Origin of the sequence: Rhodococcus sp. 06-1460-1B (genome assembly GCF_002258475.1) — a bacterium.
Lineage (GTDB): Bacteria > Actinomycetota > Actinomycetes > Mycobacteriales > Mycobacteriaceae > Rhodococcoides > Rhodococcoides fascians.
On the sequence record NZ_NOYS01000033.1, the window covers coordinates 24,547 to 37,205 of the forward strand.

The 12,659-nt window shown below is 65.2% G+C and carries 15 protein-coding genes and 4 tRNA genes; 3 read left to right on the forward strand and 16 right to left on the reverse strand.

Annotated elements, in window-relative coordinates:
- Positions 1–4: 4 nt before the first annotated feature.
- The 9 genes from nusG to CH268_RS18335 all read right to left on the reverse strand — a co-directional run bounded on the left by nusG (position 5) and on the right by CH268_RS18335 (position 3,384).
- On the reverse strand, positions 5–829 hold the full coding sequence (nusG, locus tag CH268_RS18295) for a transcription termination/antitermination protein NusG (RefSeq protein ID WP_027498277.1): 825 nt from the start codon (positions 827–829) through the stop codon (positions 5–7).
- 60 nt (positions 830–889) lie between these two features.
- Positions 890–1,351 carry a preprotein translocase subunit SecE gene (gene secE, locus CH268_RS18300; protein WP_094665464.1) on the reverse strand — a complete coding sequence of 154 codons (462 nt, stop codon included), beginning with the start codon at positions 1,349–1,351 and terminating at the stop codon, positions 890–892.
- Between the two features lie 30 nt (positions 1,352–1,381).
- A tRNA-Trp gene (locus CH268_RS18305) sits at positions 1,382–1,454 on the reverse strand.
- 190 nt (positions 1,455–1,644) lie between these two features.
- On the reverse strand, positions 1,645–2,070 hold the full coding sequence (gene hadB, locus CH268_RS18310; RefSeq protein WP_032365253.1) for a (3R)-hydroxyacyl-ACP dehydratase subunit HadB: 426 nt from the start codon (positions 2,068–2,070) through the stop codon (positions 1,645–1,647).
- On the reverse strand, positions 2,057–2,569 hold the full coding sequence (hadA, locus tag CH268_RS18315; RefSeq protein ID WP_048316186.1) for a (3R)-hydroxyacyl-ACP dehydratase subunit HadA: 513 nt from the start codon (positions 2,567–2,569) through the stop codon (positions 2,057–2,059). Before hadA ends, hadB begins: the two co-directional genes overlap by 14 nt.
- A gap of 91 nt (positions 2,570–2,660) precedes the next feature.
- The gene (gene rpmG, locus CH268_RS18320) at positions 2,661–2,828 is read right to left on the reverse strand and encodes a 50S ribosomal protein L33 (RefSeq protein WP_027498281.1); all 168 of its coding nucleotides are present in this window, start codon (positions 2,826–2,828) and stop codon (positions 2,661–2,663) included.
- 81 nt (positions 2,829–2,909) lie between these two features.
- A tRNA-Met gene (locus tag CH268_RS18325) sits at positions 2,910–2,982 on the reverse strand.
- 63 nt (positions 2,983–3,045) lie between these two features.
- Positions 3,046–3,118 (reverse strand) — tRNA-Thr (locus CH268_RS18330).
- 183 nt (positions 3,119–3,301) lie between these two features.
- A tRNA-Tyr gene (locus CH268_RS18335) sits at positions 3,302–3,384 on the reverse strand.
- 175 nt (positions 3,385–3,559) lie between these two features.
- On the opposite strand from CH268_RS18335, the gene CH268_RS18340 reads away from it, so the two are divergent.
- Positions 3,560–4,060 carry a YajQ family cyclic di-GMP-binding protein gene (locus CH268_RS18340; protein ID WP_027498282.1) on the forward strand — a complete coding sequence of 167 codons (501 nt, stop codon included), beginning with the start codon at positions 3,560–3,562 and terminating at the stop codon, positions 4,058–4,060.
- A gap of 66 nt (positions 4,061–4,126) precedes the next feature.
- Here CH268_RS18340 and htpX read toward each other — a convergent pair whose 3' ends face one another.
- Complete coding sequence (gene htpX / locus CH268_RS18345) at positions 4,127–4,996, reverse strand: zinc metalloprotease HtpX (protein ID WP_027498283.1); 870 nt, start codon at positions 4,994–4,996, stop codon at positions 4,127–4,129.
- A gap of 87 nt (positions 4,997–5,083) precedes the next feature.
- Entirely contained in the window at positions 5,084–6,103 is a 1,020-nt protein-coding gene (locus CH268_RS18350) for a polyprenyl synthetase family protein (RefSeq protein ID WP_032365250.1), read from the reverse strand.
- Between the two features lie 294 nt (positions 6,104–6,397).
- Here CH268_RS18350 and CH268_RS18355 point away from each other — a divergent pair, with 294 nt between their 5' ends.
- A complete protein-coding gene (locus CH268_RS18355; RefSeq protein ID WP_094665466.1) occupies positions 6,398–7,645 on the forward strand; it encodes a geranylgeranyl reductase family protein in 1,248 nt (415 codons plus the stop codon).
- A gap of 12 nt (positions 7,646–7,657) precedes the next feature.
- Here CH268_RS18355 and CH268_RS18360 read toward each other — a convergent pair whose 3' ends face one another.
- From CH268_RS18360 to CH268_RS18375, 4 genes are all read right to left on the reverse strand, one after another.
- Positions 7,658–8,353: a demethylmenaquinone methyltransferase gene (locus CH268_RS18360; RefSeq protein ID WP_027498286.1), complete on the reverse strand. Its 696-nt coding sequence runs from the start codon at positions 8,351–8,353 to the stop codon at positions 7,658–7,660.
- A gap of 14 nt (positions 8,354–8,367) precedes the next feature.
- On the reverse strand, positions 8,368–9,507 hold the full coding sequence (locus tag CH268_RS18365) for a glycosyltransferase family 4 protein (protein ID WP_217900924.1): 1,140 nt from the start codon (positions 9,505–9,507) through the stop codon (positions 8,368–8,370).
- Between the two features lie 63 nt (positions 9,508–9,570).
- A complete protein-coding gene (locus CH268_RS18370) occupies positions 9,571–9,996 on the reverse strand; it encodes a glutaredoxin domain-containing protein (protein WP_094665470.1) in 426 nt (141 codons plus the stop codon).
- On the reverse strand, positions 9,989–10,477 hold the full coding sequence (locus CH268_RS18375; RefSeq protein WP_176457983.1) for a DUF3592 domain-containing protein: 489 nt from the start codon (positions 10,475–10,477) through the stop codon (positions 9,989–9,991). The genes CH268_RS18370 and CH268_RS18375 overlap by 8 nt, the downstream gene beginning before the upstream one ends.
- Before the next feature lie 55 nt (positions 10,478–10,532).
- Here CH268_RS18375 and CH268_RS18380 point away from each other — a divergent pair, with 55 nt between their 5' ends.
- Positions 10,533–11,036, forward strand: coding sequence for a DUF2505 domain-containing protein (locus tag CH268_RS18380; protein ID WP_094665472.1), 504 nt, complete (start codon positions 10,533–10,535; stop codon positions 11,034–11,036).
- Here the strand turns inward: CH268_RS18380 and menD are convergent.
- On the reverse strand, positions 11,033–12,643 hold the full coding sequence (gene menD / locus CH268_RS18385) for a 2-succinyl-5-enolpyruvyl-6-hydroxy-3-cyclohexene-1-carboxylic-acid synthase (protein WP_094665474.1): 1,611 nt from the start codon (positions 12,641–12,643) through the stop codon (positions 11,033–11,035). The genes CH268_RS18380 and menD overlap by 4 nt on opposite strands.
- Positions 12,644–12,659: the final 16 nt, after the last annotated feature.

The window sequence follows — 12,659 nt, forward strand, 5'->3', positions numbered from 1 at the left end:
GCTTCTAGATCTTGGAGACCTGGGTGAAGCCGAGCTCGACCGGGGTTTCACGGCCGAAGATCGATACCAACACCTTGAGCTTCTGCTGCTCTGCGTTGACCTCGCTGATGCTGGCGGGGAGAGTCGCGAACGGGCCGTCCATGACGGTGACCGACTCGCCGACCTCGAAGTCGACCTCGATGGTCGGCTTCGACGTGGTGTCGCCGCTCTGGTCGCTTGCGCCTGCGGTCGCTTTCGCGTCCTTCTTGGCACCTTCCTGCGGCATGAGGAACTTGACGACTTCGTTGATGGTCAACGGTGACGGACGCGACGTCGCACCGACGAATCCGGTGACGCCGGGGGTGTTGCGCACCGCGCCCCAGGACTCGTCGTTGAGTTCCATGCGGACCAGGATGTAGCCGGGCAGAACCTTGCGGTTGACCTGCTTGCGCTGGCCGTTCTTGATCTCGGTGACCTCTTCGGTGGGAACTTCCACCTGGAAGATGTAGTCGCCGACGTCGAGGTTCTGCACACGGGTCTCGAGGTTGGCCTTGACCTTGTTCTCGTATCCGGCGTACGAGTGGATGACGTACCAGTCGCCGGGAGCGCGACGCAGAGCCGCCTTCATCTCGGCGACGGGATCCTCGGGCTCTGCCGTGACGTCGGCGTCAGCGGCCTCGTCGCCTTCGGCGGCAACGTCGTCCCCGGCGGCAGCGGCCACGTCGGCCTTGATTGCTTCGTCGGTCTCGCGGTCCTGAGCGGCCTGCTCCGCTTCGAGGCCCTGCTTGGTCGCCTCGACATCGGCGTCGAATGCGGCCACTTCGGTGGCGTCGTTGTGCGGCGTGCTCACGTCAGCACCCTTTCTCTAGTTTCCTGCTCGGTTCGATCGTCGAAAAGTCGGCCGTCTCGGTCAGCCGAACAGCCAGCCGACGCCCTTGATGAACAACACGTCGAGACCGCTGATGTACGCGACCATGAACGTCAGGAAGACGAGCACGACGGTGGTGTAGGTGACCATCTGCTTCTTGTTCGGCCAGATGACCTTGCGCAGTTCGGCAACAACCTCGCGGAAGAACTGCAGCAGACGCAGAAACACATTCGGCCGCTTGTCGAGCTTGGCCTTGCCGGACCGAGCCTTGCCCGGAGTGGCCTTCGCGGGCGCGGCCTTCGTCATCGACACGCCGGCGGCGCTGCCACGGGACCTGCCGGACGCACGCTTGCCGGTGGGAGCCACTGCGCCTGCAGCGGCATCATCTGCGGTTGTGTCAGCATCGGAGAGACGGCCCTCGGAGCCAGGTGCGACGTCGTCTGGAGCCGAGGAGTTCTCGAACTCCTCCGATCGACCGTCGCGCTTACCGCGCTCCTCGCTCACGTCGTTCCTCTCAGTTGCTGACACCTTGGGCAGGGGCGACAGGACTTGAACCTGCAACCTACGGTTTTGGAGACCGTTGCTCTACCAATTGAGCTACGCCCCTTCGGCCGAAAACTTCTCGGCCGCTCTGGTGTCCACCCGACGCATTCACGCGAACCCACACAACCTCCGAGGAGGACGCGGGCAGCGCACAGCGCTGGATTACCCCAGAAATCTCAGTGTACTGCACACCCTTCGGAACAGATAAATCCCGTCGTTCCGGCAGCTCGGTGGCCGTCCGGATCGACCCATCATCAGGCCAAGCGAACCGTAGCGGTCGCTCGCCCGAAAATCTTCTTGCCCTCGAACTTCGCCACGATAGCGATGACGGCAGTTCTCTCGTCCGCATCCACCGACTTGATCTTGCCGGAGAACTCGACCGCAGCCGCGGAGTCCTCGGACACGTAGACCGAGCTGGTGAAGCGAACGTTGTATTCGGTGACCGCACCGGGATCACCCAGCCACGACGTGACGAACCCGGCACCGAGGCCCATCGTCAGCATGCCGTGCGCGATCACATTGTCCAGGCCGGCCAGGCGGACGACCTCGTCGCTCCAGTGAATCGGGTTCGGATCTCCCGAGACACCCGCGTAGTTCACCAGATCGCCGCGCGTGAGCATGACGACTCGCTCCGGCAACTCGTATCCGACGGAGACGTCGTCGAAGCTACGAAGCGCCATGCATGATCACTTCCTTGACCGCGTGCGCGATGTTCTCGTCGACCTCGCCGCCGGTACGCGCGACGATGGTCGTCCACGTCGTCTGCACGACCTCGCCGTTCTGGTCGGTGACGATGTTCTTGGTGGTCATGATGTCGCTGCCACTCATCTGCCGGAACGACTCGAGGTGCACATCGCACACCAGTCGATCGCCGACCTGAATCGGGCGGTGAAATTGCAGCCGCTGATCGGTCTGCAGAATCTGGCTCGGGTCGTACCCGGTGATGACCTCTTTGAACATCCGCGTCTGCGCGATGATGCCGACCAGCGAAATGAAGGTCAAGGGCGCGAGGAGACCGTCGTAACCGAGGCCCTTCGCTGCGTCCTCGTCGTGATGCGCGGGATGGAAGTCCTGGACCGCACGCGCGTACTCACGGACCTTTTCGCGGCCGACCTCGTAGAAGTCGTCGACGCGGTAATGAAAACCGACCATGGACGCCGCGTGAGCGGATACATCCATGGCCGGAATTTCAGATGATGCCGCAGCATCGTGTGGTGCTTGTGACACGGTGGAAACGACCTTTTCTACCCTTACAGAAGGGCAGTTGGACCTAGCGAGACTCGCGGTGCGCCCGGTGCGTGCCGCAGTTGGAGCAGAACTTCTTCAGCTCGATGCGGTCGGGATCGTTCCGACGGTTCTTCTTGGTGATGTAGTTGCGGTGCTTGCAAACCTCGCAGGCCAAGGTGATCTTGGGCCGCACATCGGTGGAGGAGGCCACTGGACGCCTACTTTCGGGTAAATCTGATCTGGGTCAATCAGGACTGTTCATGCGTGCTACTTGCCGTGCTTGCCTACTGTGTAGCGGTGACCGGACTTGAACCGGCGACGCAACGATTATGAGTCGTTTGCTCTACCAACTGAGCTACACCGCCTCAGGTGCTCATCGTCCACCATCCCACGAACGGGAGCGCGACGTCGAGCCATCCAATCCAGCGAGCCCCCTAACGGAATCGAACCGTTGACCTTTTCCTTACCATGGAAACGCTCTACCGACTGAGCTAAGGGGGCGGGTGACTACGGGAACTCTCGTTCCGCAGGCTCCACCTCAGAACACGAACAAGCCGTGCGCTGAAGCCTTCAAGAGGTTACACATTCCGAGCACCGACTGCCAAATTGCGAGGTCAGCGGCCCTGATATGTCCTCTTCACATGGAAACCCCAGCGAGAAAATCTCTCGCCGGGGTTCCAGGTGTGGCAGATGTAGGATTCGAACCTACGTAGGCATAAGCCGACGGATTTACAGTCCGCTCCCATTGGCCGCTCGGGCAATCTGCCGTGCTGCGATCGAAGTCCGTGCTGGTCTTCGGCGCGGTGAGAAGAATACAACGAACGTCCCCCCGGAACGCAAACCGGGTGGATACGGTCGGTAGCGGGCCGATAAAGTCCCAGCGGGATGTGGACCGACACCACCGCAGAAACAAATTTTCGATTCGACTGGAGAGTGTGAGAAGTGGCTGATTCGTCCTTCGACGTAGTGAGCAAAGTCGACCGGCAGGAAGTGGACAACGCTCTCGGACAGGCCGCGAAGGAGCTGGCGACCCGCTTCGACTTCCGAGGATCGGACACCAGCATCGAGTGGTCCGGCAGTGGCGAGTCCGAGACCATCGTCATCACGTCCGAATCCGAGGAGAAGGTCAAGGCAGCTCTGGACGTCTTCAAGGAGAAACTGATCCGACGCGACGTATCGCTCAAGGCTTTCGAGACCAACGACCCGGCCGCGTCCGGCAAGGTCTACAAGGTCACCGGCAAACTCGTGCAAGGCATCAGCACCGAGAACGCCAAGAAGATCTCCAAGAAGATCCGCGACGACGGCCCCAAGGGCGTCAAAGCGCAGATCCAGGGCGACGAGCTGCGCGTGAGCAGCAAGAAGCGCGACGACCTGCAGGCAATCCAACAGTTGCTCAAGAACGAGGACTTCGGCATCGCCCTGCAGTTCGTCAACTACCGGTAGAGCGCCGCATGTGAGTGGAACCTCGTAGCAGACTACGAAGTTCCACTCACATGCCGCAGGCTCCGCTCAGTACGGCCGGTGGCCGGCCATGCGCTCGAGCCGCTCGATTCGGTCGGCCATCGGCGGGTGGGTGGCGAACAGCGCGCCCGCTTTGTCGCCGATGCGGAACGGATTGGCGATCATCAGATGCGACTCCGCGGCCAGCCGCGGCTCGGGCGGCAGCGGTGCCAGCTGCACCCCCTGCTCGAGCTTTCGCAGTGCCGACGCCAGCGCCAGCGGGTCGCCGGTCAGCTCGGCACCGGACTGATCGGCCTGATACTCCCGAGAACGAGAGACCGCGAGGCGAACCAGGCTGGCCGCAATGGGTCCCAGCATCGACACCAACAGCAGCGCGAGCGGGTTCGGTCCCCCGTTGCCGCGTCCGCCGAAGACGTTGGCGAAGAAGGCCAGGTTCGCCAGACCCGAGATGACCGACGCCATGGCACCGGCCACCGACGAGATCAGGATGTCGCGGTTGTAGACGTGCGAGAGTTCGTGTCCGAGCACCGCTCGAAGTTCCCGCTCGTCGAGGATCCGAAGAATGCCCTCGGTGCAGCACACGGCTGCGTTGCGCGGGTTCCGCCCGGTGGCGAACGCGTTGGGATTGTTGGTCGGGCTCACGTACAGCGCGGGCATCGGCTGATGTGCCGTTGTCGCCAGTTCCCGCACGATCCGGTACATCGCCGGCTGTTCGAGCTCACTCACCGGCACCGCGTGCATCGACTTCAGAGCCATCTTCGCGCTGTTGAAGTACGCGTAGCCGTTGACGCCGACGGCCAGCACGATCGACCCGATCAGAATCATCGAGTTACCGAACAACGACCCGATGAAGACGATCAGCGCAGACATCCCGACCAGCAGGCCGAATGTCTTCGCACCGTTGGCGTAACTGTTCATCGTGACGGGTGCCTCCTCGTACCGGGTGTTCCTACCCGATTCAACGACGGCACCCCGACGTGCAGTTCCCGACCACCGAGTGGGCGACTACCCCACGCGTTCGACGGTGTAGTTCACCAGTCGGCCCAGGGCGTCGTTGGCCGGTCCCTGCGGCAGCAGTGCGAGCTCGGCGTGGGCGCGGTCGGCGTACTCGCCGAGGGTCTTCTTGGCCGCGACCATGCCGGGTGACCGCTGCAACAGCTCCAGGGCCTCGGTGACCAGCGCATCCTCGGTGACCGGGCCGGCCAGGATCTCGCGCAGGCGGTCGCCGTCGGCACCTTCCTCGCGGAGCGCGAACAGCACCGGCAGGGTGTGCACGCCTTCCCGCAGGTCGGTGCCGGGAGTCTTACCCGACTGCTCGGTGGCCGAGGAGATGTCGATGATGTCGTCGGAGATCTGGAACGCGGTGCCGACAGCGTCACCGAGGCGCTCGAGGCGTCCCACGTGCTCGGCATCGCCGCCACTGAACGTGCCGCCGAAGCGCCCACAGGAGGCGATGAGCGACCCGGTCTTCTCCCACACGACCTTCAAGTAGTGCGCGATGGGATCGTCGGTGCTCTTGGCCCCGATCGTTTCGCGCATCTGCCCGGTGACCAACTCGGCGAAGGTCTCGGCGATGATGCGGACGGCGTCGGGTCCGAGGGTGGACACCAGACGCGACGCATGTGCGAACAGGTAGTCGCCCGCAAGAATGGCCACACTGTTGCCCCAGCGTGAGTTCGCGCTCTCGGCTCCGCGGCGCATCGACGCCTCGTCCATGACGTCGTCGTGATAGAGCGTCGCCAAGTGCACCAGCTCGACCACGGTGGCGGCGGTGACGATCGCCGGATCTGTCGGCGACGGCCCCAGCTGGCCGGTCAGCACGGTGAACAGGGGTCGGAATCGCTTGCCGCCGGCCTTCGCCAGATGCAGAGCAGCCTCGGTGAGGAACTCTTCGCCGTCGGACAGTTCGCTGATCATCAGCTCTTCGACGCGCGCGAGACCGTCGGCGACGGATCGAGCGAGCTCCGGGTCACCCAGGTCGACTCCGGCAACGACCGTTACTGCGGTCGCGTCGTCTGTACTCACGATGTTGATCCCTGTCCTGTCGTCGGCGTCGAGCGGCGATGGATGACGGAAACTGCTGCTCGGGTACTACCGTAGTGAACCTAGTGTGCACACTCGCACGACGGTGCCGCCTACCACAGGTGACTATTCCCTCACCGAACCGAGCCCGAGTCGCTTCCCGACGCGCCCTCCAGGGCCAATGAGTGAACGACGTCACCGCTCCGACGGTGAACACGCCCGACGAGCAGGGCCTCGACAACGGTCGACCGAAGGCCCTGACGGCGCAGCACCGCGGCAGTCGGGATACTGGGATCTGTGACCTCATCCAACCCGGCCCTGCCCTCCTCGACCGATGTGTTGGTCGTGGGCGCGGGCCCCGCAGGATCGTCCGCGGCAGCGTGGGCAGCGCGTTCGGGCCGCGACGTCGTACTCGCCGACGCGGCCGTCTTTCCCCGGGACAAGACGTGCGGCGACGGGCTGACTCCGCGCGCGGTCGCCGAACTCGATCGGTTGGGCCTGGGTGAATGGGTTCGCGGTACCGCGCGCAATCGCGGGTTGCGCCTGAGTGGGTTCGGCCAGGAACTCGAGCTCGAATGGCCGAGCAGATCTTTCCCGGCCGTGGGCAGTGCCGTCCCGCGAACCGAATTGGACGACCGCATCCGCCGCGTTGCCGTCGACGCCGGGGCTGTGATGGCCGAGGGTGCCAAAGCGGTGTCCGTCACCCGCGACGGAAATGCGGTCCGATCGGTGACGCTGCAGACCGGCGAAGGCAGCCACGACATCGCGTGCCGCACTCTGATCGTCGCCGACGGCGTCCGGTCCACGCTGGGCAAGCAACTCGGACGCCAGTGGCACCGCGACACCGCGTTCGGCGTCGCCGCCCGCGCGTACATCACGTCTGCGCGCAGCGACGACGAATGGATCAGCTCGCACCTCGAACTGCGCGACGGCGCAGGCACGCTGCAGCCCGGCTACGGATGGGTCTTCCCACTGAACGACGGCAACATCAACATCGGCGTCGGCACGCTGGCCACCGCCACCCGGCCCGCATCGGGAGCCCTGCGTCCCCTGCTGGACCTCTACACCCAGCAGCGGCGGTCGGAATGGGAACTGACCGGCGAGCTGCGGTCGGTCGCGTCGGCGCTGCTGCCGATGGGCGGGGCGGTCTCCGGCGTCGCGGGGGTGAACTGGGCGATCATCGGTGACGCCGCAGCGTGCGTGAACCCACTCAACGGTGAGGGCATCGACTACGGACTCGAAGGCGGCCGCATGGTGGTCGACCTTCTCGATCACGCCGACCTGACCGACGCCTGGCCGACTGTGCTGCGTGAGCACTACGGTCAAGCCTTCTCCATTGCTCGACGCCTCGCCGGACTGCTGACCGTGCCGAGGTTCCTGCCCGCAGCGGGTCCGGTGGGCATGCGCTCGCGGGCACTGATGAAAGTTGCCGTCCGGTGCATGGGCAACCTGGTCACCGAGGCCGACAGCGACCTCGTCGCTCGTACGTGGCGAACCGCAGGAACCACGTCACTGAAAATCGATTCGCGGCCGCCGTTTTCGTAGCCGCGCGCGGAATCAGGGCCGAATTGCCTTGTGCAGAGCCACGATTCCGCCGGTGAGGTTGCGCCACTGCACGTCCGTCCAGCCGGCGTCGGCGATGCGCTGAGCCAACTGCTCCTGGGTGGGCCACGCGCGAATGGACTCGGCGAGATAGACGTAAGCGTCGGGGTTGCTGCTCACTGCGCGAGCTACTTTGGGGAGCGCCTTCATCAGGTACTCCATGTATGCCGTGCGGAACGGGCCGAAGACCGGGGTGGAGAATTCCGAGACCACAAGACGTCCACCGGGTTTGGTGACTCGGGCGATTTCGCGCAGACCGGCATCGAAGTCGGAGACGTTGCGAAGGCCGAACGAGATGGTGGCGGCGTCGAAACTGGCGTCGGCGTACGGAAGCGCCATCGCGTCACCGGCGACCATCGGCACTCCGCGGGAGAGTCCGGCTCGGAGCATGCCCTTGGAGAAGTCGGTGGCGACGCACCAGGCCCCGCTGCGTCCGAGTTCGACGGTGGAGACGCCGGTGCCGGCGGCGAGATCCAGGACCCGCTCGCCGGGCTTCAGATCGAGGGCTCGGCGGGTCAGCTTGCGCCAGCTGCGGTCCTGGCCGAACGACAGAACGGTGTTGGTGATGTCGTAGCGGCGGGCGACGCCGTCGAACATCGACGCCACCTCGTGGGGCTCTTTTTCCAGGGTTGCGCGCGATGTCGTGGCCACGAACTCCAGCTTACTCAGGCTGCTTCGGTCACCCGTGGCGCTGTGATGCCTTGCACGTCGTAGTAGTGGGAGATCAGCTCGTCGCAGATGGCAGGCCAGGTGCGGTGCAGAACCGATCGGCGGGCGGCGTTGCCGAAGCGGGCGCGGGTGGTGGGTTCGGCGAGGGCGCCGACTGCACTGGGCAGCAGCTCGGTGAACTTGTCGACCGGCAACAGGTAGCCGTTGCGGCAGTGCGAGACCAGATCGCGGGGTCCGCCGGCGTCGGGACCGATGACGGGCACTCCGCTGGCGAGGGCTTCTTGGACTGCCTGACAGAAGGTTTCGTGTTCGCCGGGGTGGACGAAGATGTCGAAGCTGGCGTAGGCCTGCGCGAGTTCGTCGCCGCCGAGTTGCCCGGTGAAGATCGCATTCGGCATCAACGCCTGCAGTGCTGCCGTATCGGGTCCGCCGCCGACGATCACCAGCTGAACCGACGGATCTGCGGCCAGCACGGCGAGCCGCTCGACGTGCTTCTCCGGCGCGAGCCTGCCGACGAACCCGACGATCAGCTTCTCGCCGGCTCCCCATCGGCCGCGAAGGGTGGCCGACGCGGCCGAGGGCGCGAACCGAACCGCGTCCACTCCCCTGGCCCACCGGTGTACGCGCGGGATGCCGTGCTGCTCGAGAGCGTCGACGGCCGAGGTGGACGGTGCCAGAGTGCGGGCCGCTCCGCGGTGCAGTCTCCTGGTCCAACGCCACGCGGCCTTCGAGGTCAAGCCGAGGCCGTAGCTCGCGGCGAATCCAGCGACATCGGTCTGGTAAACGGCGACGGCAGGCACATCGAGGCGGTTGGCGGCGGCCAGGCCGCCCGCTCCGAGCAGGAACGGGGACGCCAGATGCACGACGTCGGGCGCGAAGGTCCGTAGCGCCGAGACCATCCCGAGGCCAGGAACACCGACGGGCAGGGAGCTGACCTTCGGCACCATCACGGACGGCACTCGGTGGACCGGGACGCCGTTGTGCCAGGTCGCCGCTCGCGGTCCCGACGGGTTGTCGGGGGCGACGACGATGGCGTCGTGCCCGGTCTTCTCGAGATTTTCGAGGACACGGATCACCGAGTGGGTGACGCCGTTCATGTTGGGCAAGAACGATTCCGCAACGATGGCTACTCGCACGGTCCTCAGTGTGGGTGGCCACGCGGTCGCCCAGGCATGGACGACGTTACGTGTGGGCCAACGTCACACGAATTGCTGGGCGACCCACGAGGGACTCGGGTTGGTGCGGTGTCCGGTGCCCACGAACACCGTCGGAACCGTCTCGTTCCCGTCGTTCACCGACCGAACCCGCGCTGCGGCAGCAGCATCTGCGCGGATGTTCGTCCACACGGCGTTCTTTCCGCGGAGCAACAGCGCAACCCGCAGCCGAAGGCAGAAGATGCAACCGGGACGCCAGTAGATCAGCGGCACCGATTTCTCGGTCGCAGCCACTCGAGACGCGTCGTCGGATACAGAGCGCGGATACAGCACCGGAGTCGTCAGAACGAGCAGAAACACCACCACGAGCACCATGATCACGATGGAGGACGCGATGTTGCCGAAGTTCACCAACGCGAACCCGGCCACTGCGGCGACAGCAGCGATGACCCACTGCCTGGCATTACGCATCCTGTACCTCCATGCGCTTGGCCTTCATGCGCGGGGCCTCCTTGCGACGTAACCAGAACAACGCCGGCCCGGCGATGAGCCACGTGACGACGATGACCGATCCGGCAGGAACGATCGCTACCGCGGCGTCACGGCCAGCGACACGCACCAGCAGGTCGCTGTCGCTGTCGTTGTCGTCGGAGTCCGCCTTGTAGTACTCGACCTCGATGCGCTGACCCACGACGAGATTGGTGGGGTACAGCACGCCGAGTCTGGGATTGTGGGTCACGCCGTCGGGGGTGATGAAACTGACCGCCGAACGCAATTTGCCCGCCGAGAGCACCTCGGCCGTCGCGACGCCCTTGTCGGAGTCGATGGTGATGTCGTTTCGCCAGGCACCGACCACCAAGAGGACCGACAGAATCGAGATGGCGACCGCGACCACGAGCACGACCAGCCGGATTCTGTGCAGAGTTCGGCTGCCCCTCTCGGTGTCGGTCACAGCATTCAGGTTACTTCGCGGCCGGTTCGCCTCCGCTCCGGTAGCCTCTGTGCTCATGTCGCGCAGCTTCGAGTTCACCGTCGAATCGTCCAATCCGCCCGCTGACGTGCATGCCGCACTCACCAGTGAAGACCAGTGGGCCGCTCGCTTCGCCAAGGCGAAGAAGACGGACGGGTACGAGATGACCAAGCACGACGACGGCGGCTTGACCGTGGACATCACCGAGGAAGTCGGCACGTCCGAACTGCCCGGGTTCGTCACGAAAGTCATCAAGGGCAAGCTGATCGTCTCGCGTACCGACCACTGGGGTCCGCTCGAAGGCGACCACGCCGAGGGCACGCTGGTCGGCGGCACCACGGGTCTCCCCGCGAAAGTGAACGGCACCCTCTCCCTTCGCCCAGACGGCACCGGAGCGAAACTGATCGTCAAGGGTGAGTCGACCGTCAAGATTCCGCTCGTCGGCGGCAAGATCGAAGACCTGATCAACAAGATGATCAAGGACATGATCGATCAGGAAACCGGCGAAACACTCGAATGGGTTGCTGCGCAACAGAATTAGAGACGGGCCCGGATCGCTGCGTGTAGGTCGCGTAGCCCGGACCGTTCCGTGGTCACTTCCAGCACCCTGATTCCGTCGGCGTGGCCGGTGAGTTCGGTTGCCAGATCGGCCAAGTCGACCAGGTGGTGCTCCACGCGGTAGGCCCCGCACAACGCTCCCAGGTCCATGCCGTGCGGTGTTCCGAACACCCGCTCGAACACACCCGCGTACTGCGGGTCGCCCTGTTCGAGAAGCTCGAAGATGCCGCCGCCGTCGTCGTTGGCGACGACGATCGTCAGGTCGTCCGGACTCGGCTCGCCGGTGCCGATGAGCAGACCGGCCGCGTCGTGCAGGAACGTCAGATCACCGAGAAGCGCCACCGTGCGGCGCTTTCCGGCCATCGCCGCACCGATGGCCGTCGAGACGGTGCCGTCGATGCCGGCCACGCCACGATTGGACAGAACCTTCACGCCCGGGATCGGAGTCGAGACCAGGGCCGCGTCGCGCACGGGGTTGGAGGCTCCGAGCACCAGCTGATCTCCGGGCTGCAATGCCGACATCACCGCGTCGGCCACATGCAGACCCGCCGGCTTGGGGTGCTCTCGAAGTTGTTGGTGCACAGCCTTTTCAGCGCGTTCCGATACGGCAGCGCAGCGCGCGATCCACGCGGGATCGGGTGCGCCGGTGGTCACGGCACGCGTACCGGTGGCCAGTACGTTGCCCGAGACGTCGGGCCAGCGTGGGCCGGTGGTGAGCGCGATGACGTCCACCGCCGGATCCGCGAGCAGCGCCGACACCTGCCGGTGCAGGGTCGGGCGGCCGGTGATGACGGCTTGACGCGGCTTCAACTGCGCAAGAGCCAAGGGATGCAACGCAATTCCGTGCAGTGGCGCGGTCGGCTCGGCAACGGTCGGCAGCCCGGCCAACTCCGGGCGAACGGCTCCGCCGTGCCCGGACACGACGACGGTGTCGACCGACAGATCGAGTTCGACCGGGACGTCGAGGGTCGCCTGGGTGGTCGAGGTCCACGGCATCCCGTCGGGACGTCCTTCGGGCCGAGCCCCAGGATCGCCGAGGGCGGGAACCAACGGTTCACGCAGTGGAATGTCGAAGTGCACCGGCCCGGCGTTGCCCGAGCGCGCACCTCGCGCAGCAGCGATGACCCGCGAGACCGCGCTGCGCCACTGACTGTTCTGCTTGGGTCCTTCCTCGGCGAGCCCGAGGCTGATCGTCGCGCGGACCTGCGAACCGAACAGACCCAACTGCTCGATGGTCTGGTTGGCACCGGTGCCGAGCATCTCGTACGGCCGGTTGGCACTGATGACGATCAGCGGGATCCGGGCGTAGTTCGCTTCGAGCACCGCGGGCCCGAGGTTCGCCACCGCTGTTCCCGACGTCATCACCACCGGGACAGGTTGGCCGCTGCCCAGGCTCAGTCCGATGGCCAGGAATCCGGCGGTCCGCTCGTCGATCCGCATGTGCAGTCGTAGCCGTCCGGCCGCGTCTGCTTCCTGCAGAGCGAAGGCCAACGGGGCGTTGCGCGAGCCGGGACAGAGCACGACGTCTTCGATCCCGCTGCGCGCCAGTTCGTCGACGACTGCAGTGGCCTGAGCGGTGGACGGATTCACAGTTTCCAGAGTGTCA